General features: G+C 58.3%; 19 protein-coding genes. 10 read left to right on the forward strand and 9 right to left on the reverse strand.

Going from position 1 to position 24,132, the window contains the following annotated elements:
* The first annotated feature begins 351 nt into the window (after positions 1-351).
* From DD586_RS09215 to DD586_RS09255, 9 genes are all read left to right on the forward strand, one after another.
* Positions 352-1,935, forward strand: coding sequence for an ABC transporter substrate-binding protein (locus DD586_RS09215; protein ID WP_012884539.1), 1,584 nt, complete (start codon positions 352-354; stop codon positions 1,933-1,935).
* 75 nt (positions 1,936-2,010) lie between these two features.
* On the forward strand, positions 2,011-2,997 hold the full coding sequence (locus DD586_RS09220; RefSeq protein ID WP_012884540.1) for an ABC transporter permease: 987 nt from the start codon (positions 2,011-2,013) through the stop codon (positions 2,995-2,997).
* Between the two features lies 1 nt (position 2,998).
* A complete protein-coding gene (locus DD586_RS09225) occupies positions 2,999-3,904 on the forward strand; it encodes an ABC transporter permease (protein ID WP_012884541.1) in 906 nt (301 codons plus the stop codon).
* Positions 3,901-5,601 carry an ABC transporter ATP-binding protein gene (locus DD586_RS09230; RefSeq protein ID WP_012884542.1) on the forward strand — a complete coding sequence of 567 codons (1,701 nt, stop codon included), beginning with the start codon at positions 3,901-3,903 and terminating at the stop codon, positions 5,599-5,601. Before DD586_RS09225 ends, DD586_RS09230 begins: the two co-directional genes overlap by 4 nt.
* 12 nt (positions 5,602-5,613) lie before the next feature.
* Positions 5,614-6,393: an SDR family oxidoreductase gene (locus tag DD586_RS09235; RefSeq protein ID WP_012884543.1), complete on the forward strand. Its 780-nt coding sequence runs from the start codon at positions 5,614-5,616 to the stop codon at positions 6,391-6,393.
* 45 nt (positions 6,394-6,438) lie between these two features.
* A complete protein-coding gene (locus DD586_RS09240; RefSeq protein ID WP_012884544.1) occupies positions 6,439-7,641 on the forward strand; it encodes an amidohydrolase in 1,203 nt (400 codons plus the stop codon).
* A complete protein-coding gene (locus DD586_RS09245; protein WP_012884545.1) occupies positions 7,638-8,894 on the forward strand; it encodes a D-amino acid dehydrogenase in 1,257 nt (418 codons plus the stop codon). The genes DD586_RS09240 and DD586_RS09245 overlap by 4 nt, the downstream gene beginning before the upstream one ends.
* A 72-nt stretch (positions 8,895-8,966) precedes the next feature.
* A complete protein-coding gene (locus DD586_RS09250) occupies positions 8,967-9,644 on the forward strand; it encodes a TetR/AcrR family transcriptional regulator (RefSeq protein ID WP_012884546.1) in 678 nt (225 codons plus the stop codon).
* Between the two features lie 43 nt (positions 9,645-9,687).
* A complete protein-coding gene (locus DD586_RS09255) occupies positions 9,688-10,602 on the forward strand; it encodes a 4-hydroxy-tetrahydrodipicolinate synthase family protein (protein WP_012884547.1) in 915 nt (304 codons plus the stop codon).
* 56 nt (positions 10,603-10,658) lie between these two features.
* Here the strand turns inward: DD586_RS09255 and DD586_RS09260 are convergent, their stop codons facing one another.
* The 6 genes from DD586_RS09260 to DD586_RS09285 all read right to left on the reverse strand — a co-directional run bounded on the left by DD586_RS09260 (position 10,659) and on the right by DD586_RS09285 (position 16,567).
* The gene (locus DD586_RS09260) at positions 10,659-11,594 is read right to left on the reverse strand and encodes an aminotransferase class IV (RefSeq protein WP_012884548.1); all 936 of its coding nucleotides are present in this window, start codon (positions 11,592-11,594) and stop codon (positions 10,659-10,661) included.
* A gap of 9 nt (positions 11,595-11,603) precedes the next feature.
* Positions 11,604-12,386: an amino acid ABC transporter ATP-binding protein gene (locus tag DD586_RS09265; protein ID WP_012884549.1), complete on the reverse strand. Its 783-nt coding sequence runs from the start codon at positions 12,384-12,386 to the stop codon at positions 11,604-11,606.
* Positions 12,387-12,429: 43 nt separating this feature from the next.
* The gene (locus DD586_RS09270) at positions 12,430-13,104 is read right to left on the reverse strand and encodes an amino acid ABC transporter permease (RefSeq protein WP_012884550.1); all 675 of its coding nucleotides are present in this window, start codon (positions 13,102-13,104) and stop codon (positions 12,430-12,432) included.
* Between the two features lie 8 nt (positions 13,105-13,112).
* Positions 13,113-13,784: an amino acid ABC transporter permease gene (locus DD586_RS09275; protein ID WP_012884551.1), complete on the reverse strand. Its 672-nt coding sequence runs from the start codon at positions 13,782-13,784 to the stop codon at positions 13,113-13,115.
* Positions 13,785-14,014: 230 nt separating this feature from the next.
* Positions 14,015-15,169, reverse strand: coding sequence for a trans-sulfuration enzyme family protein (locus tag DD586_RS09280; RefSeq protein ID WP_012884552.1), 1,155 nt, complete (start codon positions 15,167-15,169; stop codon positions 14,015-14,017).
* Between the two features lie 30 nt (positions 15,170-15,199).
* Positions 15,200-16,567: a pyridoxal-phosphate dependent enzyme gene (locus DD586_RS09285; RefSeq protein WP_012884553.1), complete on the reverse strand. Its 1,368-nt coding sequence runs from the start codon at positions 16,565-16,567 to the stop codon at positions 15,200-15,202.
* 279 nt (positions 16,568-16,846) lie between these two features.
* Here DD586_RS09285 and DD586_RS09290 point away from each other — a divergent pair, with 279 nt between their 5' ends.
* Positions 16,847-18,256 carry an MmgE/PrpD family protein gene (locus tag DD586_RS09290; protein ID WP_012884554.1) on the forward strand — a complete coding sequence of 470 codons (1,410 nt, stop codon included), beginning with the start codon at positions 16,847-16,849 and terminating at the stop codon, positions 18,254-18,256.
* Between the two features lie 17 nt (positions 18,257-18,273).
* Here DD586_RS09290 and DD586_RS09295 read toward each other — a convergent pair whose 3' ends face one another.
* The 3 genes from DD586_RS09295 to DD586_RS09305 all read right to left on the reverse strand — a co-directional run bounded on the left by DD586_RS09295 (position 18,274) and on the right by DD586_RS09305 (position 23,936).
* Positions 18,274-19,083: a transporter substrate-binding domain-containing protein gene (locus tag DD586_RS09295; protein WP_407635426.1), complete on the reverse strand. Its 810-nt coding sequence runs from the start codon at positions 19,081-19,083 to the stop codon at positions 18,274-18,276.
* A 348-nt stretch (positions 19,084-19,431) separates the two neighbouring features.
* Complete coding sequence (locus DD586_RS09300) at positions 19,432-21,387, reverse strand: methyl-accepting chemotaxis protein (RefSeq protein WP_012884556.1); 1,956 nt, start codon at positions 21,385-21,387, stop codon at positions 19,432-19,434.
* Between the two features lie 575 nt (positions 21,388-21,962).
* Positions 21,963-23,936, reverse strand: coding sequence for a methyl-accepting chemotaxis protein (locus DD586_RS09305; protein WP_012884557.1), 1,974 nt, complete (start codon positions 23,934-23,936; stop codon positions 21,963-21,965).
* Positions 23,937-24,132: the final 196 nt, after the last annotated feature.

Here is a 24,132-nt window from a genome sequence, read left to right on the forward strand (position 1 = left end):
CATACTTTTCATTATCCGGCGGCTGGCGTTGCTGCCGGATAATGCATAAACCGGTCAGGACACCGGTAGGAATCCCCTGCTGCATCACCCGTCGCTTTTATTTTCGTTTACCCGCATGACTTCCCTCATTCACTCTCTATCCGTTATCCGTTATCCGTTATCCGTTATCCGTTATCCGTTATCCGTTTTTCCGCATTACTTATCCAAAATTAAACGTTCATTTCAAACAAGCGTTGGGTTAGTTTTTCCGCAGAGTTAAACACCCACCGTATGCTGGAGCCTGCCTGGTCACCATGCACTTGCGGTACGGATAATGACCGGACATCACCCATTTCACCCAGGGATAACAACATGAAAAATAAATCGCTTTTTGCGGTCTTGCTGGTGGCCGCATCGCTGTTTGGCGCGATGAGCCAGGCAGCGGAGACGACACCCAAACACGGTGGCACGCTGAATTTTCTGGTCGAGCCGGAACCGCCTGTGCTGACGTCTCTGGTCAATAGCGGCGGGTCGGTGATCAAGGTCAACGCCAAGGTGATCGAAGGATTGCTGAACTACGATTTCAACATGAAGCCGATTCCACAACTGGCCACCAGTTGGTCGGTGAGCCCGGACGGCAAACAGTACACTTTCCACCTGCGCCAGGGCGTGAAATGGCACGATGGCAAGGATTTCACCTCCGCTGACGTGGCGTTCTCCATCCTGACGGTCAAGAAATACAATTCCCGCGGGCAGGGCACCTTTGCCAATGTCACCGAAGTGAAAACGCCGGATACTTATACCGCCATTGTGGAGCTGTCGCAGCCCGCGCCTTATCTGATCAGCGCGTTTTCCGCCAACGAAGCGCCGATCGTTCCCAAACACCTGTATGACGGCACCGATATTCGTACTAACCCCTACAACACAGCACCGGTAGGCACCGGGCCGTTCATCTTCAAGGAGTGGGTGCGCGGTAGCCACATCGTGTACGAGCGTAATCCCAACTATTGGGATCAGCCAAAGCCGTACGTGGATCGGCTGGTGGTGAAATTCATCCCTGACGCGGCGACCCGCCTGATCGCCTTTGAGACCGGTGAGCTGGATCTGGGCAGTGAATCGCCGGTGCCGCTTAATGAACTGGATCGCGTCAAGAAAAACCCCAAGCTGGCGATTGAAACCGGCGGTTACGGTTACGGTCCGACGCAGACTCGTATCGAGTTCAATCTGGACAATCCATACCTGAAAAACCTGAAGGTACGGCAGGCGATCGCCCACAGCATCAACCGCGACGTGCTGCGTAACGTGGTGTGGTACGGCTACGCCGTCAATTCGCCAACGCCGATTACTCCGGAGCTGGCGCAGTTCCACGACAGCGCGCCGTCGCCATACCTGTTCGATGTGAAGAAAGCCGAACAACTGCTGGATGAGGCCGGGTTTCCACGTCAGGCCGACGGCATTCGTTTCCGTCTGGTACATGACTACATGCCGTACGGCGATGGCTTCAAGCGCGTGGCGGAATACCTGAAATCCGCGCTGGCTAAGGTGGGGATCGAGGTCACCATCCGGTCGCAGGATTTCGCTACCTACGTCAAGCGCGTGTATACCGATCGGGATTTCGCGTTCACCAACCACTCCATCTCCAACCTGTTTGACCCGACAGTCGGCGTGCAACGGCTGTACTGGTCACAAGCCTTTAAACCGGGTGTGGCGTTCGGCAATGGTTCACATTACGCCAACCCGGACGTAGACAGGCTGCTGGAGCTGGCGGCAGTAGAAACCGACCCGGCCAAACGTGCGGAGGAGTTTCGCGCTTTCCAGCGCATCGTGGCGCAGGAACTGCCGGACATCAATCTGTTGCAGCTTAAACGCCTGACTATCTACAACACCCGCGTTCACAACCAACTGACCGATATTCAGGGTACCAATGGCAGCCTGGCGGAAATCTGGCTGGATTAATGACCCGTGAACCGGGAGCGCGTCGGTATTCGATGGCGCGCTCTGTGGCGTCGCCTCTGCATATAAAGGTAAGTGATGAGAAATAGTGAACGCATCCGGCAGGTGTTGTGGCGTACGTTGCTGCATGCGGTGCCGGTGGCCATCGGTATCGTGATCGTGGTGTTCTTTTTGCTGCAACTGGTACCGGGTGATGCGGCGGATGTACTGGCCGCCGAAGCAGGCAGTGCCACCGCGGAAACCACCGCGCAGATACGCCAGCAGTTCGGGCTCGATCTACCGGTACTGCATCAACTGTACAACTATCTATCCAATCTGGCGCACTTCAGCCTGGGGTTTTCACCGCGCTACAACGCGCCGGTGACGGAATTGATCCTGTCCCGTCTGCCGCAGACGCTGCTGCTGATGTTGGCTTCGCAGTTGGTGGCAATCGTGGTGGGGATCGCCCTGGGGGCGGTGATGGCGGTGTGGGCAGGCAAATGGCCGGATCGGTTGCTGTCGCTACTGGCGCTGTTGCTCTATTCCACGCCAGGGTTCTGGATTGGACTGATGGCGCTGATTTTGTTCTCGGTCCGGCTTGACTGGTTACCGGGTGGTGGCAGCGCCACCATCGGCGCAGATCTGCATGGCTGGGCTTATCTTCGCGATGTGTTGCTGCATGCGGTGTTGCCAGTCGGTGCCCTGAGCAGTTTCTTTATCGCCATTTACGCCCGGCTGACGCGCGCGGCGATGCTCGAAATCGACCGGCAGGATTTCGTGCGCACTGCCCACGCGAAGGGGCTGAGCCCGTGGCGGGTGACGCTACGCCATATTCTGCGCTGCGCGCTGTTGCCGGTGACCACGGTTGCTGGGATGCACATCGGTAACCTGCTGGGCGGTGCGGCGGTGGTGGAAACCGTATTTAGCTGGCCGGGGCTTGGCCGACTGGCGCTGGAAGCGGTGATGGCGCGCGATTTTAACGTGTTGCTGGGTGTGTTGCTGCTGTCGGCGTTTCTGGTGATCGTCGCCAATATTCTGGTCGACGTACTGCAAAGCTGGCTGGACCCCCGAATCAAGGCGAACTGATATGAAAAATACCGTTTCTTCTCGCACCGCCGTTGGTGAACGGGTGCCGCCGCGTCGCCGCGTGCGGTTGTCGCCAGAGGTGAGGCTGTTTTTGCGCAATCCTTCCGGTATGGCGGGTGTCGCGCTGTTGTTGCTGGTGGTCGTGATGGCGCTGGCGGCACCGTGGGTCTACCCCGGTGACCCGCTGGATATGGTAGCGCAGCCGTTTCTGTGGCCGGGGCAGGATCCGGCTTTCCCGTTAGGCACCGATTCGCTGGGGCGTGATGTTGCTGCCGGAGTGGTACATGGGGCGCAGGTGTCATTGCAGATAGGCTTTTCTGCCGTGGCGGTCAGCCTGTTGATCGGTATAACTGTCGGCGCAATTGCTGGCTTCTTTGGCGGCAAGGTTGATCACCTGCTGGTGCATGTCACTGAACTGTTTCAAACCTTTCCCACCTTTCTGCTGGTGGTGGTGCTGGTGGCTATCGGTCAGCCATCGGTGACACTGATTTCCTGCGCTATCGGTGTCGCCTCCTGGCCGACCATCGCCCGGCTGGTGCGGGCAGAATTCCGTACCTGGCGTGAAAGCGATTTCGTGCTGGCGGCGCGCAGTCAGGGGTTTTCCAGTCTGCGCATCATGGCGCAGGAGATCCTGCCTAATGCGCTGCCGTCGATCATCGTTACCACCTCGGTGATGGTGGCGTCGTCCATTTTGATCGAATCCGCGCTGTCGTTTCTCGGTTTTGGCGATCCGAACCGGGTGAGCTGGGGCAGCATGATCGGTGCCGGTCGTGAGTCGCTGCGCTCGGCGTGGTTTTTGACCGCGATCCCCGGCGGTGCGCTGGTGCTGACCGTGCTGGCGCTCAATTTGGTGGGGGATGCGCTCAACGACGCACTGAACCCCCGCTCACGGAGGGAACGCGTATGACCCCGCTGTTGGAGATTCAGGATTTACGGGTGACCTTTCCCGGTCATCAGGCGGTGCGCGGCCTCGATCTGGCGCTTCATCCCGGTGAAACGTTGGCGTTGGTGGGCGAATCTGGCTGCGGCAAATCCGCCACCGCGCTGTCCATCATGCGGCTGGTGGGTGCGCCGGGACAGGTCACCGGGCGCATTCTGTTCGACGGGCAGGACCTGCTGGCGCTGCCGAACACCGCGATGTGTCAGCTGCGCGGCAACGCGATTTCAATGATTTTTCAGGAGTCGATGACCTCGCTCAACCCGGTGTTGACCATCGGCCAGCAGATCGTCGAAACCCTGCGCACGCACCAGTCGTTGACGCCGACTCAGGCGCGGGCGCGAGCCATCGAGCTGCTGGACCTGGTGAAGATCCCTGAGCCGCCACGGCGTATCGACGATTACCCGCATCAGTTGTCTGGTGGGCAGCGTCAGCGGGTGATGATCGCGATGGCGGTGGCCTGCCAGCCGAAGCTGCTGATTGCCGATGAGCCGACCACCGCGCTGGACGTCACCATTCAGGCGCAGATTCTGGCACTGCTGGATCAACTGCGGCGCGAGCTGTCGATGAGCCTGCTGCTGATCACCCACGATCTGGGAGTGGTGGAGCAGTGGGCGGACCGCGTGGCGGTGATGGTTGGCGGGCGCAAGGTGGAAGAGGCGTCAACCGATGTGTTGTTCCAGCAACCGCAGCACCCCTATACCCATGGGCTGTTGGCGACGTCACTGCATCTGGCCGATGACCTGCACTACCGGCAGCAGCGCTTGCCGGAGATCCGCCATCCCGACAATGGTGATGCCGGGCAGGTGACGGTGGTGACGCCGCCGCTGCGCCGTGTTCCGGCTGCGGATACCACCCGCACGCCGCTGCTGTCGCTGCATCGGGTGCATACCCGCTACGCCACCTCGCAGGGTGTGGTTAATGCGGTGAAGGATATATCGCTGGACATTTATCCCGGCGAAACGCTGGGGCTGGTGGGGGAATCCGGTTGCGGCAAATCGACGTTGTCAAAGACCATTTTGCGCCTGCTACCCGTCGCTGAAGGCCGGATGCTGTTTGACGGTCAGGATATTACCCATCTGAACGAGTCGCAGTTGCAGCCGCTGCGCCGCCGGGTGCAGATGATTTTTCAGGATCCCTACGCGTCGCTCAATCCGCGTCACGATGTCCAGCGCATTTTGGAACGGCCGCTGATTGTGCACGGCGTCACCCAGCGCGCGGAGCGTCAGCGGCTGATCAGTCAGGCGCTGGAACGGGTTCGCCTGCCGCAGAGCAGTCTCCAGCGTTATCCGCACGAGTTCTCCGGCGGTCAGCGTCAGCGCATCGGCATTGCGCGTGCACTGGTAGTCAACCCGTCGCTGGTGATTTGTGACGAGCCGGTGTCGGCGCTGGATGTGTCGATTCAGGCGCAGATCCTCAATTTGCTGGTGGAACTAAAGAGTGAAATGGGGCTATCGCTGCTGTTTATTTCGCATGACTTGTCCGTGGTGCGCTACATCGCCGACCGGGTGATGGTGATGCAGCACGGCGAGTGTGTGGAAAGCGGCGATTGCCAGCAAATCTGGCGGCAACCGCAGCACCCGTATACTCGCCTGCTGCTGGACTCTGTACCGGGCAGGCAGCCGCTTACGGCGCACGCCAGTCATTTCTCTGTGGTTAACGCATAAGGGGTCATTGATATGGATTTGGGTATTGCTGGCAAACGGGCGTTGGTATGGGGTGGCAGCCGTGGGCTGGGTAAAGCCGTTGGCCGTCAACTGGCGCAGGAGGGCGTGCAGGTCACGCTGTTGGCGCGTACCGAGGTTGCGTTGCGTCAGGCGCAGGATGAAATCGAACAAGCGGTCGGCGTACGCCCGCAGGCAGTGGTGGCGGATATTACCCGCGACGAAGGGCGGCAGGCGGCGCTGGCGGCCTGCCCGCAACCGGACATTCTCATCAACAACGCCAGCGGCCCTGCACCGGGCGATTTTCGCCACTGGACGCGCCAGCACTGGCTGGAGGCGCTCGACGGCATGATGCTCGGTCCGATCGAAATGATGCGTTTGACGGTGGATGGCATGCGTCAGCGCGGCTTCGGGCGCATCGTTAACATCACCTCCCGCAGCGTCAAGATCCCGCAACTGGAGCTGGGGCTATCGAACAGTGCCCGTTCGGGGCTGACCGGTTTTGTCGCCGGGCTGTCCCGCACGGTGGTACGTGACAATGTCACTATTAACAATATTCTGCCGGGCATCTTCGATACCGACGGCCAGTGGCAGCACATTCAGTCGCTGGTGGCGCAGACCGGCAAATCCTATGAGCAACTGCATCAGGAGCGGGCCGCGGCCAACCCGGCCGGGCGTTATGGGCAGCCGGAAGAGTTCGGTGCGGTTTGTGCGTTCCTGTGCTCGCGGCAGGCGGCGTTCATCACCGGACAGAACTGGCTGATTGACGGCGGCAGCTATCCAGGCACCTTTTAACTGTTGCGCCCGCCGCCGACAGGCGCAGGCCAGAAGGAATACGACATGGCGGACTATGAACCGACGCTGCGGCAGATGATTCCGGTGCTGACCGGGATCCGCCGCCATATTCATCAGCACCCGGAAATCGGGTTTGAGGAGTTCGGCACCGCGGCGCTGGTGGCGGAGAAATTGCATGAGTGGGGGCTGGCGGTAACCACCGGCATCGGCGGTACCGGCGTGGTGGGGACGCTGCGCGGGAAACAGCCGGGCGAGGGGGTCATTGGCCTGCGCGCCGATATGGACGCGCTGCGCCTGCAAGAGAAAACCGGCCTGCCGTATGCTTCGGCGTATGACGGCAAGATGCACGCCTGCGGCCATGATGGCCATACCACCATGTTGCTGGGCGCGGCGTGGTTGTTGTCCCGCCATCCGGATTTTGCCGGGACGGTACATTTTATCTTCCAGCCTGCTGAAGAAGGGCTGGGCGGCGCGCGGGCGATGCTCGACGATGGCCTGCTGAGTCGCTTTCCATGCCAGCGCCTGTTCGGGCTGCATAACAAACCCGGCATCGCGCTAGGGCGTTTTTCGCTGCGTAGCGGGCCGATGCTGTGCGCCAGCGACAGTTGGCGTGTCGTGTTCCACGGCACCGGCGGCCACGGTGGCTCCGGTGTGCACCTGTCGATTGACCCGACGCTGCCCGCCGCGCAGTTCGTGCTGGCGTTGCAGACTGTAGTCAGCCGCAACGTTCCGGCGATGGAGGCGGCGGTGCTGAGCGTGGGGCATATCGGTGGCGGCGACCCGCTGGCACCTAACGTGATCCCTGACCGCGTTACCGTGACCGGTACCGGGCGTAGCTACTCACCGGCTATCCGCGAGCTGCTGGCCAAACGGCTGACCACACTGGCGCAACACAGCGCGCAGGCGTTCGGTGCGACGGCGGAGGTCGATTATGAATTTCAGTATCCGGTGCTGGTTAATGAGCGGGAGATGGCCGGGCGTGCGCAGCAGGCCGCCGAGCGGGTCGCTGGTGTGCACGCGGTCGACAGTGACATGACGCCGCTACTGGGGGCGGAGGATTTCGCCTACCTGCTGGAGCAGCGCCCCGGCGCGTTCATCATGGTGGGCAATGGCGATGACGACGATGCCCACGGCCGACCACTGCATACCCCGCATTACGATTTTAACGACGCGCTGATTCCGGTCGGAGTGCGTTACTGGGTGGAACTGGTGCGTCAGGAACTGCCCCTCGCAGGAGGTATCGCATGAAAGTGATGGTACTTGGCGCAGGCGTGGTGGGTGTCACCAGTGCCTGGTATTTGCATCAGCAAGGGTTTGAGGTTGAGGTGATCGACCGCCAGCCCGGTCCGGCGCTGGAGGCCAGTTTCGCCAATGCGGGCGGTATTTGTCCCGGTTTCGCTGGCCCCTGGGCATCGCCCGGCATGTTGCTCAAGGCATTCCGCTGGCTGTTCGTGGCGCAGGCACCGCTCAAATGGCGGCCGGCACTTAGCCCGGCGCAGTGGCAGTGGCTCTGGCGTTTTGCCCGTAACTGCCGGTTGGACGCCTATCGCGCCAACAAAAGTCGGATGCAGCGCATCGCCCATTACAGCCAACAGTGTCTGCACCAACTGCGCAATGAATTGGGACTGGATTACGCCCAGTCGTCGCTGGGGGTACTGCAACTGTTCGGCGACGAACAGGAACTGGCGATGGCGCATCATGCGTCGCAGGTGTTGACACAGTTTGGCGTCAATCACCGACTGGTTGACCGTCAGGCGGTGACGCAGATCGAACCGGCGCTCTCGCAGGCGGACGCACCGCTGAGCGGTGGCCTCTATCTGCCGGACGATGAAGCGGGCGACTGTGCGCTGTTTACCCGGCAACTGGCGGCACTGTTGCAGCAGCGCGGCGTGCGTTTCCATTTTAATACCCCGATCGAGCGCCTGCGGGCAAGCGATGACCACCGTCGCGTCACCGGTGTGGCAACCGCTGGCGGTGAGCTAACGGCGGATGCCGTGGTGGTGGCGCTGGGGTGCGCCTCGGTACCTTTGCTGCGTCAGGTGGGTATCCGGCTGCCGATTTATCCGGTGAAAGGGTATTCGGTCACGCTGCCAATTGCCGACGATGCCGCCGCGCCGCGGGTGTGCGTGATGTACGAGCATCATAAGGTGATGATCACCCGTTTGGGGAACCAGTTGCGGGCGGCGGGTATCGCTGAAATTTCCGATTTCAGCACCCGGACGGACGCGAAGAAAAGCGCCTTTGTGGCGAGCGTCGCGCAGCGGCTGTTTCCGGGCGCGGGCGACTATCAGACAGTAGCGCGCTGGTGCGGCCTGCGCCCGATGACGCCGGACGGCCCCGGCTATGTGGGCGCTACGCCGGTGGCCGGGCTGTTTCTGGCCTGCGGACAGGGCTCCAATGGCTGGACGCAGGCGGCAGGTGTTGGGCGTATCGTGGCGGATGTGATAGCCGGTCGAACGCCGGATATCGACTTGAATGGGTTGACGCTGGCACATCGTTAATCGATGACCTGGGTAAACCCGGGATGCCGCGGCGTGTGGATTCACTATCAAAGGATGACAAAAGGACCATCAATGAGTACAGCAGCCAAAGAAAAAGAGGGCGATGTCCGGCAACGCATCTTACAAGAAGCGATGACGCGTTTCGCCCACAAAGGCAGCGAACTGACGACGGTGCGGGAGATTACCGAAGCGACGCAGGTCAATGTCGCCGCTATTAACTACCACTTCGGCTCCAAGGAGGGGTTGTTGAAGGCGGTGTTGGATGCCGTGCTGCAACCGCTGAACGCCGAGCGTAGCCGTTTGCTGGACGACGCGGAGCGGCAGTGGGGGGATTCACTGCCACTGTCGGCATTACTGGATGCCCTGTTGCGTCCGCTGGTGCAGAGCGCTCGGACCCCGGATGGTGGCCGTATCGCCGTGCGGTTGTTGCAGCACCTGCGCGCCACGCCGCAGGGCGAAGTATCGCTGTTGCTGTCCGACCATTTCGATGGCACGGCCCACCGTTTTATTCAGGCATTCGTCCGGGCGGTGCCGCATATTTCGCGCGCCGAGGCTATCTGGCGCTATGAGTTTGCACGTGGTGCGGCGATGCACGTGCTGGCGGATGTCGATCCACGTTCCGGTCGTTTGACGCTGTTGTCGCAGGGATTGTGCGACAGCAACGACGACGAACAGGTACTGCAGCAATTGCTGCGGTTCGTCAGCGCCGGTTTCGCGGCACCGTCGGCCAATGCTGTGCCGACCGAATAACCGTTTTTTTATCACAACGACATATCATCAGACAGGAATGGCTATGAGCAGAGAGAGAATTGAAGGGTCTTTTGTCGCGTTGATCACCCCGTTTAACGACAACGGCAGCGTGGATTTCGGCGCATTTGAAACCCTGTTGCAGTTTCAGGAGCAAAACGGCACCGCAGCGGTATTGATTATGGGGTCTACCGGCGAAGTGTCGATGCTCTCGCCGGAAGAGCGCCGGGAAATCATTCGTCGTACCGCCGGTTTTAACAGCGGCAAGATGAAGATCTTTTTCGGTTGTACCGGCAACAATACCGATACCACCATCGACTATGTGCGCTTTGCCAAAGACAACGGGGCTGATGGTGCGATTATCGCTGCGCCCGCCTATATTTGCGCCAGCGAAAGTGATATCGAGCACTATTTTCTGGAGATCGCCGACGCCACCGACCTGCCGCTCGGTATCTATAACAATCCGCCGCGAGTGAAAACCGACCTGCACTGGACATCGCTGCTGCGTATCTTTAAGCACCCGAATTACGTGATCCATAAAGAATCCACCACCCGCGTTGGTCAGGTGGCACAAGTGTTGGCAGGCAACCCGGACGTGTCGGTAATGTGCTGTGATTCGCCCAACCTCGGTCTGGTTGTTCCCACGATGTCGCTGGGTGGCCACGGCACCGCCAACATGACCGGTAATATCGCACCGGCGGAACTGGCGGCGATCTCCCGACCGTGGCGCGAGGCGGGTGACGCTGAACGTTTCCGCGACGCGTACCAGCATCTGTTGCCACTGCTGCACTACACCTATTCCGCCATCAATCCGGTGGCGGTGAAATCGCTGATGAAGGCGGTCGGCCTGCCTGCGGGTAGCCTGCGCCGCCCGCTGCGCGATCTGGACGGCGACGCGCTGGAGCGTGGGGTGCGCATTGTGGCGGAACTGGGACTGCGTGAAAAATACGGTTTTCGCTGACTAACAGCAACCGGGGCATGGCCCCGGTTTTTACGCCGTCAGTCGGGGAAACCCGATCAGGTTTCGATAAACGTCTGGTACCACTGTCTGATCTGTTCAGTGACAGTGCGGTTCGCCGCCTCAAACTCTCGGCCATCCAAAAACTCTCGCCCATCCAGCTTACGCACTGGCGTAATGCCGGCCAGTGTGCCGGTGACAAAGGCTTCGTCGGCCGTCATCGCTTCTGCCAGCGTGAAATCATCCACCTGCACCGTCAGACCGTGGGCTCGCGCCAGCGCGATCACCGTCTGGCGGGTGATACCGTTAAAGCAATAGCGACCGCTGGAGGTCCAGAGTTCGCCGCGACGCACAATAAAAAAGTTGGTGGAGTTACAACTGGCGACAAAGCCGTGTGGGTCCAGCATCAGTGCTTCGTCAGCCCCGGCGTCGATAGCTTGTAACAACGCCTGAATCAGATTCAGACGACTGTGGGAGTTAAGTCGCAGGTCGAACACATCCGGCGTGCTGGTGCGATAGCTTGAGGTGAACAGCGCCAGTCCGCGTTGCTTCGCCGTTTCATCCACCACTTTGTATTCCGCTACGCACACCACCGTCGCGCCGCCGAGGATAAAGCGCGGGTCCTGATTTGGGGTACTTTTACGCCCACGGGTGATCATCAGCCGTAGGTGAGCGCCATCGGTCATGCCGTTGATAGCCAGCGTGCGTTGCATAATGTCTGTCAGTTCTGCGCGGGTATGGCCGATATCCAGCCGGATGGCGGCTGCTCCCGCCAGCAAGCGGTCCAGATGGGCATCGAGGGAAATCAGGCGACCGTTGACCAGCCGCAGACCTTCCCACACGCCGTCGCCGCAGACGTAACCTGAATCAAATACCGACACCACCGCCTGTGAGCGATGCACAAATTCGCCGTTGACGTACACCTGCACGTCGTCATTGCGGGGGTCCTGCCGATAAGCCTGGCTGCTGACGACGGAAGAGGAGGAAACGCTCATGCTGACTCCTTAAAACGCACGTTCGGCGAAACGGGCCAGAAACGCCTGCGTACGAGGTTGTTGAGGATGGCGCAGCACCTGTTCGGCGCTGCCCATTTCGTGAATCACGCCATCGGCGATGAAGATAACCCGGTCGGCGAAGTGCCAGGCGAAACCTAGTTCGTGGGTGACCAGCAACAGGGTTCGGCCCTCGTCCGCCAGCGCACGAATGGTGTGCAGCACTTCGCCCACCAGTTCCGGGTCGAGCGACGAGGTGGGCTCGTCAAATAGCATGATCTCCGGTTCCATCGCCAGCGCACGGGCAATCGCCACCCGCTGTTGCTGGCCGCCGGACAGATTACTGGGGCGGGCGTTAAGCTTGTCCGCCAGCCCGACTTTCTCCAGTTGCCGACGGGCGATGGCGTCGGCTTCGGTACGCGGTAGTTTTTTTACCGACAGCAGGGCTTCCTGCACGTTTTGCAGCACGCTCTGATGAGGAAACAGGTTGAACTGCTGGAACACCATGCCGACACGCTGGCGCACCGTGCACAATTGCTTTTCTGGGTATCGCCGCGTACCGTCCGGCATAGGGTGCCCCAGCACGTCGCCGTCCAGTTCGATAGTGCCGCCGCTCGGCACTTCCATGAAATTCAGGCAGCGCAGTAAGGTACTTTTGCCAGAGCCGCTGCCGCCGATAATAGCGATTTTCTCCCCGCGCCGTACATCCAGGTCGATGCCTTTTAGCACCGGCTGACCGTGAAATGCTTTGGTCAGCCCGCGCAGCCGTAAAACGATATCCTGTGAATCAGTCATAGGTGGTTACCGGGTTAATAAGAATTACCGGGTTGATAAAAAGCTACCGGGTTGATAAAGGGGAACGCCAGCGCCGCTCCAGCCGTGCGGCCAGATAGCTGCCGGGCCAAATCAGCACGAAGTAGAACAGCGCCACCACGGTGAGGATCTCCAGCGGGCGGTACGTGTCGCTGCTGAGCAGCCGCCCCTGATACATCAGCTCATTGACCGCCAGCATCGACGCCAGCGAGGTGACCTTCGCCAACTCGATCAATCGATTGGTCAGCGCGGGCAACATGCGCTGCAACACTTGCGGCAGGATCACGCGGCGTAGCGCCAGCGGATAAGACATGCCGAGCGCTTTGGCTCCTTCCCACTGGCTTTGCTCCATCGATTGCAGACCAGCGCGGAAGATTTCGGTGCTGTAAGCGGCGGTGTAGAGTGTCAGCGCCAGCACCGCCGCGCCAAAGGTGCTGAGCTGGAGGCCGGTCAGCACCGGCAGGGCGTAGTAAAACCAGATCAGTTGGATTAGCACCGGCGTATTGCGAAACAGTTCGACGAACGCCATTACCGGCAGACGGACGGCGCGGCGGCGTGCGGTGCGGGTGATGCCCAGCGCCAGGCCGAGCAGGGTGCCGCCGATGCCCGCCAGCAGCCACAATTCCAGCGTGACGCCCAGCCCGCGCAACAGGACCGGCAACTGTTGCCAGATAAAGCCAAAATTCCATTGATAGTGCATCGGCAACCTCACTGTATACGGGCGTAAGACAGTCGCCGCTCGGCGTACTGGCTCAGCAGACTAAGGACAAACAGCAGCGTGAAATAGAGCAGTGCCGCCAGACTGTAAATTTCCAGCGGACGAAAGCTCTGACTGTTGATCTGCATCGCCTGATACAACAGCTCGCCGTAGGCCAGTGATGACGCCAGCGAGGTGGATTTAATCAATTCGAACGAGCGCTCAATCAGCGGTGGGATCATGCGGCGCAACGCCTGCGGCAGGATAACGCGGCGCAGCGCCAGCGGGCGCGACATACCGAGCGCTTTGGCCCCTTCCCACTGCCCCTCGGCAATCGACAGGATGCCGCCGCGGTAGACTTCGGCGTAAAACGCGGCCGACTGTGCCGACAGGGCGGTCACCGCCGCGGCGAACGGCGACAGGGTCAGCGGGCTGATGACCGGCAGCGCGTAGTAAATCCAGAAAAAATGCACGATGGCGGGCGTGTTGCGGTAAAAGCCGATGAACAGGTGGGCGGGCAAACGCCACAGCCGGGTGGACGACAGTTTCATCGTGGCCAGCAGCACGCCAGTCAGCATCCCGATGAGAATGCTGGTAAAGCCGATGCGGACCGTTCCCCATAACCCGTCCAGCAGCAACGGCCACCAGTGTGGCAGGGCGGAAAAATCCCATTGATAACGCATGTGTTTTTCCCTGATAACGCCAATGGCGTATGAATAGTGAACTCGACTACGATATTGTTATATCGATGGTACTTTTTATATTCTCAGCATCTTAGCAGCCGAAAAATGTGATAAGTAAATGCTAAAAAAGCGGATTGATAGCCGATATTTGGCTAAAGAAAGCGGGAAATTCGCTGAGGTTACGGGCGGAAAAATCGGGCTGTCGATGACAGCCCGGATGATGAGGGGGATTACGCCGTCTGGCCGGTTAACGCCTGTTGCAAATCGGCAATCAGGTCTTCCACATTTTCGATGCCGACCGACAGGCGCAGCAACTGCGGCGTGATACCGAGGTGCAGACGTTGTTCCAGCGGCAAGGAGGCATGGGTCATGTTGAAGGGTTGGCTGATCAGGCTTTCTACGCCGCCCAGACTTTCCGCCAGCGTAAACAGCCGGGTGCGCTTAATCACCGTGCTGGCGTACTCGGCGTCGCCGCGCAGCCTGACGCTTATCATGCCGCCAAACGCACTCATTTGTTGACGCGCCAGCGCATGTTGCGGGTGAGACGGCAGGCCGGGGTAGTACACCTGTTCCACTTGCGGCTGTTGTTCCAGCCAGCGCGCCAGCGTCAGCGCGTTGTCGCTATGGCGGGCCAGGCGCAGCGCCAGTGTGCGGATACCGCGCAGTGTCAGGAAGCTGCTGAACGGATCGAGTACCCCGCCCACCGCATTTTGCAAAAACGCCAGTTGCGCTGCCAGTTCCTTGTCCCGCCCGACCACCGCCAGCCCGGCGACCACGTCCGAGTGGCCGTTCAGATATTTGGTGGCCGAGTGCACCACGATATCAAAGCCCAGTTCCAGCGGGCGCTGCAAGGCCGGAGAGGCAAAGGTGTTGTCCGCGACGCTTATCACGCCGTGGCGCTGGGCTAGCTCGGCGATGGCGCGCAGGTCGGCCAGTTTCAGCAGCGGGTTGGTGGGGGTTTCCACCCAGATCATCCGGGTTTGCGGGGTGATCGCCTGCTCCAGCGTGGTCAGGTCAGCCGGGTCGACATAGGTGACGGTTAGCCCGGCGGTGCGCTTGCGCACCCGATCCAGCAATCGCCAGGTGCCGCCGTAAATGTCATCCACCGCGACGATGTGGCTGCCCTGATCGAGCAGTTCCAGCACGGTAGCGCTGGCCGCCAGTCCGGAGGCGAAGGCAAAGCCCTGAATACCACCTTCCAGCGCGGCGATGTTGGCTTCCAGCGCGTGACGGGTCGGGTTGCCGCTGCGTGAGTATTCGTAACCGGTATGCTGGCCGGGAGCAGGCTGGGCAAAGGTAGATGTGGCGTAAATGGCTGGCATGACTGCGCCGGTGCTATCCGGGGTGTAGCCAGCGTGAACGGTCAGGGTGTCGAAATGGCTCATGATAAATCCTTGTAGTAAACGGTAGAAAGGTCAGCGCACCCGATGCCGCCAGTGATTGAGCACATCGGTGCGGGTAATCAGGCCGAGGAAGCGCTGGCCGTCCAGAACGATGGCGACATGGCCGCGATCAAACGTGGTCAGCAGGTGATCGAACGAGGCGTCTTTCTGCAGGGTGTTGACCTGATCGGTCATCGCATCACGGGCGGTCAGCGAGAAATGGCGTGGGTTGGCTTTGAGATTGTTGAGCAGGTCCCACTCATCAATCACCCCGACTACCCGGTCGTGTTCCAGCACCGGCAACTGGGAAATGTCGTACAGCCGCATGCGGGCATGCACGATCGCCAACGAGTCATCAGGGGAGACAGACACAGTAGCGCCTTCGTTATGGCGATAGGTGATCAGATCGCGCAGGTCGCCCAGCGGCGGGCGTTGAATTAACCCTTGCTCAATCATCCAGTAGTCGTTGAACATCTTCGACAGGTACTTGTTGCCACTGTCGCACACCAGCGTTACCACCCGGCGCGGTTCAGTTTGGGCGCGGCAGTAGCGTAGCGCCGCCGCCAGCAGTGTGCCGCTGGAGGAACCGGCCAGCACACCTTCTTTGAGTAGCAGTTCGCGGGCGGCCTGAAACGATTCCTGATCGCTAATGGCGTAAGCGTGTTTTACCTGACTGACGTTAGCCAGCGTGGGCAGAAAGTCCTCACCAATGCCCTCTACCAGCCAACTGCCCGCGTCGCCAATTGTGCCTTGCCGTACATAGTCAGTCAGGATAGAACCGGCCGGATCGGCCAGTACCAGTTCGGTTTTCGGTGATACGTCGGCAAAGTAACGACTCAGTCCACCCAGCGTGCCGCCGGAGCCGACGCCAACCACAATCGCGTCAATGTCATGCTCCATCTGCTGCCACAGTTCCGGGCCGGTGGTGCGGTAGTGAGCCAGCGGATTAGCGGGGTTATTGAACTGGTCGATGTAGAACGCACCGGGGATCTCGTTTGCCAGCCGTTGTGCATAGTCCTGATAATAGTCCGGGTGGCCTTTGGCGACGTCAGATCGGGTCAGGCGTACATCGACACCGAGTGCGCGCAGATGGAAGATTTTCTCCCGGCTCATTTTGTCTGGCACCACCAGAATCAGCTGGTAGCCTTTGATAGCCGCCACCAGTGCCAGCCCCAGCCCGGTATTACCCGCGGTGGCTTCGATCAGCGTGCCGCCAGGCGGTAATTTTCCTTGTCGTTCGGCGGCCTCAATCATGGATAACGCTACACGATCTTTTATCGAGCCGCCGGGATTCTGGTTTTCCAGCTTGGCGAATAACCGGCAAGGGCCGGTATCAAACTGCGTCAGCTCCAGCAACGGGGTGTTGCCGATCAGGCTGAGCACGGATGTAGGAATAGACATAGTCATCACCTCGGATCATAACGAGGTGCACATGGTAGAGCTCAGGCATAACAGCATGAAAATAATATAATTGACCATCTATATGTGATTTTTAGAAATAAAATTCTGTTTGGCGGTAAAGCCATACAGCCTGATAGCCATGCAGCGGTATATCCATCCGTTGATGAAACGACGGGTTATCACCTTTGGTTTCAACGGTGGCGAAAATGGCATAAAGCAGCTGGAAAATGCAGTGTTATCATCAAGCGCCATCCCTGACGCCGACCGGAATCTGGACCGATGACCTCTTTGCACGCGACCTCCCCGATAACCCTGACGCTGGCCCGCTTTGCCCGCCAGCTCACGCCAGAGGCGATCCCTGCGGTCTGGCGGCGAAAAATCCTGCTGCATCTGCTGGATGCGCTGGGCTGCGGCGTCGCCGGGTTGGAGAGCGAGGTGTTTTTGCAAGCGCAACGCATGGCGCGTCAGCAATATGCGGTGGGAACATCGCCGGTGCTGGGAAGCCGGGACGGGCTGTCGGCGCTGGGAGCCGCATTTGTCAATTCGGTGGCGATGAACGCGCTGGATTATGACGATGGGTTTGAACGAGAGGGTCGCGGTATGGGCCACCCTGGCGCGACGTTGGTGGCGGCGGCGTTAGCTGCGCTGGACGGACGGCGGATATCCGGCGCGCAGTTGTTATGTGCGCTGGTCGCCGCCTGGGAAATCAACGGCCGCGTGATCCTGTCTCAGCAACCCAGCCCGGAACGTTTTCAGCAGGTGTACGGCGTGTGCCAGCATCAGTCGCTCGGTGCGGCGGTCGCATTCGGTCTGCTCCGCGGCTGCGATGCCGCCGGGTTAGAGAATGCTATCGGGCTGGCAGCGTCGCTGAGCCCACTACCGGGGCTACACAAGTACAACTGGCAGCAGCGGCCGCTGGTGGCGTTGAAGGATTACAACGCACCGGCGACGGAAGCCGGGGTGCGCGGGGTGCTGCTGCACCGGGAAGGTATCATCGGGCCGCGCGATGTGCTGGCAGGCGAGCAGGGGTTCTGGCGCATGGCAGGCTCTGACCAATGTGATGCCTCGCTACTGGTTGATGGACTGGGGGACGTGTGGCGATTGCGCCATGCCAGTATCAAACGCTATCCGGTTTGCCGTTGGATGCACACTGCACTGGCGGCGTTTGAGCAACTGCTGGCGCAGCAGGCGCTGTCGCCGGAGCGGATCACGCAGGTTCAGGTCATTGGCAGCCGGACGTTGGTAGCGCAATTCGCCGATACGCAGGTGTTGAGCGAAACCGATGCCCAGTTCAGCGTACCGCTGGCGTTGGCCTGCCTGGCTTACGGCATTTCCCGACAGCACTGGAGCGACGTGACCACGCGGCAGAGTGCGACATTGCTGGCGTTTGCCCGGCAGGTCGAGTTAGTGGTGGATAACGAATTGGAACGGTTGATGGCGGTACAGCGGCGGCCTGTCAGCCGGGTGAGGGTGAACGTTGACGGGCAGTGGTTGAACGCGCCGACAGTGGATTATCCGCCGGGGTGTGAAGAGAACCCGATGGCAGACGCAGAGATTGTGCGCAAGTGCCGCGACAATCTGTCGCGGCGACTGGGGGATAGCGAGAGCGAGCGCCTGATTGATGCGCTGCTTGAATTGGAGCGTCAGCCGGATGTGGGGGCGCTGCTGGCACCACTGTTTGCTGGCTGACGTTCCCTTTTCGCCGGTTATTTCCACGCTTCGCGGAGCACTGGCGGCACCTTGCTGATGTCCACGCCGCGGGCTTTCAGTGCCTGCTCGTAGAACTGCTGAATCTGGCCGGATTGATAGAGCTTAGCGAATTCGTCGTTGAGGAACTGATGGAAGGTTGGGTCGCTTTCCTTACGGATAGCGCCGCTGGTACTGACCGCCACGATGGGTTTTGGCAGGATCAGGTTACCCTTGCCGACTTTAGCCTGTTGCAACGCCAGCGCTGGATGGAAATAGGACAACGCGTCTACCCGACCGGCATAAAATGCCGCCACGCCTTCATCCATGTTGGGGAAACGCACCAGTTGCGCTTTCGGCAGATTTTTGGTCAGCAGCAAATCCGGGCTGGAGCCCAGCGTGACGCCGATTTTGATATCCGGCCGGTTGAGGTCGCTCCAGTCGGTGACACTGATGCCATCGCGTACCAGTACCCCCTGGGCATACCAAAAGAAAGGTTGCTCCGGAAAATCGACCGCTTTTTTGCGCTCGTCAGTGGGGTCAAGTACCAGCATGGTATCGATCTGGCCGGTTTGCAGGGCGGCGACCGCGTTGCCCCAGGTGGTTTCTACTGCCACCAGCTTGACCCCAAGATCTTTCGCCAGCACCTTACCAACCTGATAGCCGATGCCATCCCATTCGCCGGTTGCCGCGTTCTTGAAATACCAGGGTTCGCCCTGCGCTACACCGATACGCAGTTCGCCGGTTTGTTTGATGTGCTGCCAGGTGGCAGTCGGCGTTTCGGCCTGAACCAGCCAGGGCGCGGCGGCCAGCGCCAGCGCGGCAATCATGTTGCGAAAAGATAACGTCATAATGTCCCCGTGTGTGAATGGTTAAGTGCCTGAATCCTCGGGGGAGGGTACGTACCAGTGTGGGCCTGGCAACGCTGCTCATCCCCGATAAAATCAGGCGTTGGATTAATCAATAAATAAAAAGCGAGCATCGCGCGCGACATCGGTTTCTTTCATAAATAATGCTTTAATATCATTAACATGATGACTGCGCGCGTAGGCAGTATTGCAGGAAATCGGTGCGACATTAAATGCGAAGAGTGACTGAGCTTATGCGCAGGATGGCAGAGCGGAAACCGTCATGAAATAGGCGGGCATCGCCCGCCATAGTGAGACCGGGATCATCGGCTAGAACGATTCCCACTCATTTTTTGCAGCCGACGAGAGAGATCCCGTCGTCGCACTGGCCAGCATCAGCGGTTTTTTAGCGCCGAGGGTACTGGGGGCGTGATGGGTAACGCGGTGGGCGTCGCCATCACCGAGGCGGAAAATCGACACCGCCTGTTCCAGTGCCTGAGCCTGCTCTTCCAGTGAGTTAGCTGCCGCAGACGATTGCTCCACCAGCGCGGCATTTTGCTGGGTGGTGGCGTCCATTTCGGCGACGGCGCTTGAGATCTGGTTAATCCCTCGGCTCTGCTCATCAGACGCGGAAGCAATTTCTCCCATAATATCATGGACATGAGAGATAGAACGAATGATCTCATCCATCGTCTTACCGGCGCTTTCCACCTGGGTGGAACCGGTATTCACCCGGGTGACTGACTCGTTGATCAGGCTTTCGATCTCTTTGGCGGCCTGCGCGCTGCGCTGGGCCAGACTGCGTACTTCGCCCGCCACTACAGCAAAACCACGACCTTGCTCACCGGCACGTGCGGCTTCCACCGCGGCATTCAGCGCCAGAATATTGGTCTGGAAAGCGATACCGTTGATAACCGAAGTGATTTCGGAAATACGCCGGGAACTGGTGGCGATTTCATTCATGGTGCTCACTACGTTGGTGACGATGTCACCGCCTTTAGTGGCGTTATTAGCGGCGTCGGCGGCCAGTTGTGAGGCGTGATGCGCGTTATCGGCGTTCTGCTTCACCGTTGAGGTTAACTGCTCCATGCTGGCGGCGGTTTCCACCACGGCGGCAGACTGCTGCTCGGTACGTGAGGAGAGGTCGGTGTTGCCAGCGGCGATTTCCGACGCAGCGGACGCCACATTATTTACGCCTTCACGAATGCTTCCTATCATATCGCGCAGTTTATGGTTCATCTGGTTCATTGCCGTCATCAACTGGCCCAACTCATCGCGGCGGTTGACGGTAATGGTGGCGGTCAGGTCACCCTGGGCAATCTGTTCGGCCATCGACAGGCTTTGACGCAATGGCTGCGTAATCAATAAGGTGATGCGCCAGGCCAGTAACACGCCGATAGCGATAATTGCCAGGCCGATAACCCACTGCTCGTATTGGGACTGACGGGTAATGTCATCAACCTTGGTTAATTGTGCCTGATAAAGCTGTGTCGTTGCCTGATTCAGCACCAGCGCGATATCCGCCATACGCTGAGAGGCGACGTTTTCCTCCTGATACGCGGTCATATAAAGGCTGACATCTCTGTCGTAGGTGGCGAACAACTGCCAGGCCTGATTGAGCCACGCCTGTTGTTCTGCATCGTACTGTGGCAGAGCCTGCGTGAGGATATGCTGCGCGCTGCCCAGTGCCTTGCGAAGTGCGGCTTCGTTTTCGCTGGAGGGGGCTAACGTCAGCTCATGCGCGGCATCTTTAATGTCAGACAGCGCTTCATGGATGTACAAAAACTCCAGCCGTAATTCCAGTGGCAACATGGCGCTGTCGAATTGTCTGCGTAGGGTATCCACTACGTTGCCGACGGTGTTCTGCGATAATTTTTGGCTGACAGCATCGCGCTTTTGGCTGGCGATAAGCAGGTTTCCCCGTGCCGTATTATATTCCTTGCTGGCCTGGGTTATTTTATCCAGCAGAATACGGGTATCCGCATCCCATTTCAGTGTTTCTGCTGTGTCCAGCAATTGCGTTACTTTATTCAGCAATTCGCTATTTTTATTTAGGGCAGCATAATCGTGGGTATATTGAAAACGCAAACGCTCGCGTCTGGCCTCTTCCAGATAGCTATTGATACTATTACTGATAATCGATTTTTGTGAATAGGCGTCAATATTACGAAAGCCATTTATTCCAGACAGCATGATGATGATGGCCATGAGTAAGAGTAGCCCAAACCCCAGAGCCAGCTTTACGCCGACCTTGAAATTGTTATACGCACCAAAAACAGTATTCATTGGTCCTTCCTTTCTTGATTTGCCAGAGAAATGATGAGGAAAAAACCGATTTGAATAATTCAATAACTAACGCTTCAGAACCTCAGTGCTGAAGCTGTATTTTATTATTATGGCTGCACTAACCTGTCATTGTTACTGTGAGTGAGTCGCTCTGTACGCGGACGATTACGGCCCTAAACTCATGGCTTATGCCTCTCACAGGGGAGGGTAATGTAATAACTACACTTTTATAACATAGTATTAAAAAGTGACTTTATCAATGAACTAATGAAAAAGGAGATAGCGATTGTCGGTGATTGATGCCTCATCCATTTTTGGGGGGTTATTCAAATGGAATATCCAAAAAAATAATCATGGGCGTGATAATACTCAGTGACAATCTTTACGTTGCGTCGTTGGTGGAGGCATTTTAACGCTCAACATACGCTGCTGGAAAATAAATGGGCGACATCAGGTAGGGGAAAAAGCAGAATCTAAACACAGCATGGCCGTTTATTGCCATGCTGTGTGGTATTTATCAAAAGCTGTCGTTATCAAACGCAGTAGAAATTAACCGATATCGTTATCAAAACCGATTAGAACGACTCCCAGTCATCTTTGGCCGCAGTTGATGAGGATTTCACCGTAGCAGACGCTTTGGTCGTTGATTTCCCCAGCATTAATGGTGTTTTGGTACTGGTTGTGTTGCGTTGTCTTGCCGGTGAGACCGCAGCACTGTCATGGCTGGTCCGGAAAAAAGACACCGCGTGCTCCAGCACCTGAGCCTGCTCTTCCAGTGAATTGGCCGCTGCGGAAGATTGCTCCACCAGCGCGGCGTTTTGCTGGGTGGTGGCATCCATTTCGGAGACAGCGGTAGAGATCTGGTTGATGCCACGGCTCTGTTCATCGGAAGCGGAAGCAATCTCATCCATGATGTCATGCACATGGGAGATGGAACGGATGATTTCATCCATCGTCTTACCGGCGTTTTCCACCTGGGTGGAACCGGTATTCACCCGAGTGACCGACTCGTTGATCAGCGTTTCGATCTCTTTAGCGGCCTGCGCACTGCGCTGGGCCAGACTACGCACTTCGCCCGCGACTACGGCGAAACCACGGCCCTGTTCACCGGCACGCGCAGCTTCCACGGCGGCGTTCAGCGCCAGAATATTGGTCTGGAAGGCAATGCCGTTGATAACCGAGGTGATTTCGGAAATACGCCGGGAACTGACGGCGATTTCATTCATGGTGCTCACCACGTTAGTGACGATTTCGCCACCGCGGGTCGCATTAGCGGAAGCATCGGCGGCCAGTTGTGAGGCGTGATGTGCGTTATCGGCGTTCTGTTTCACCGTTGAGGTTAACTGCTCCATACTGGCGGCAGTTTCCACCACGGCGGCAGACTGCTGCTCGGTACGTGAGGAAAGGTCGGTGTTGCCAGCGGCAATTTCCGACGCGGCGGACGCCACGTTGCTCACCCCTTCACGAATTTCGCCGATCATCTCGCGTAATTTATGGTTCATGGCGGCCATTGCAGACATCAACATCCCCAGTTCATCGCGGCGAACAACGGTGATGGAGGCCGTCAGGTCACCTTGGGCAATCCGTTCAGCTATCGACAGGCTCTGGTGCAGCGGACGGGTAATCTGCAGAGTGATACGCCAGGCCATCAATACCCCGATGGCGATAATCACCAGGCCAGTCAGCAGTAATTGCCACTGTGAGCTGGCGGTGGTGTTGCTGACCAGTGCTAACTGACCGGCATATAAATCGTTGGAGGCGTTATCCAGAATCACGGCCGCGTTGGTCATGGTGCTGGTGGCGGCGCTTTCATTACGGAAAGCATTCATGTACTCGTCAATGTAGCCGTTATAGGCGGAAAAGAAACGCCAGGCCTGGTTTAACCAGCCTTGCTGTTCCGCACTGAATTTCGGCAGGCTTTGATTGAACGCGGCCTGAGTGCTACTAAGGGCTTTACGCAGGTTGGATTCGGCCTGCGTGGACGGCGTCAGCAGTAACTCATGCGCCAGATCGCGGATGTCTGCCAACTGTTCGTACAAGGTGGTAAATTCCAGCCGCAATTCCGGTGTCTGTGTACTGCCACTGAATTGGGTGCGCAGTGTACCCAGTACGCTGGCGCTGCTGTCCTGGTTGAGTTTTTGCGCCACGGCGTCACGCTGCTTGCTGGCGTTGATCAGCGACTCTCGCCCTGGGAGATAAGCGTTGTAGGCGGTATTGAGTTGATTCAGCAGTTCACGTGCATCAGGACTCCAGGTGAACTGGTTGGCCTGCTTCAATGACTGGCCCACTTTTACCATCAGGTCGCCGACTTTATCCATTGCGCTGTAGTCATGGGTATATTGGAAATTGAGGCGGGCGCGTCTGGCATCGTTCAGGTTATTATTAATGTCATTACTGATAATGGATTTATTGACGTAAGCGTCAATATTACGAAAGCCGTTAATCCCCGATAGCATGATAAAGGCGGACATAACTAAAATAAGTCCAAACCCTATTGCCAGTTTAATACCAACCTTCAGATTGTTATAGGTATGCATAATTGTATCCATCAAGGTTTCCTACAGAGCTAAATGTGTTGACAATACAAATCAACAGAGAGTGACCATCTGTTAACGTCCGTGTTTTTCATAAAGTACAGAGATGGGTTTCTTTCGCGAGGAGAAAAACGTGTGAATCTTATCACATTTTTTGGAGAGATAAATACTTGCTAACATAATGAAAGTAGAGGTTGTTTGTGTTTCTTAT

This window comes from Dickeya parazeae Ech586 (assembly GCF_000025065.1).
Classification (GTDB): Bacteria; Pseudomonadota; Gammaproteobacteria; order Enterobacterales; family Enterobacteriaceae; genus Dickeya; species Dickeya zeae.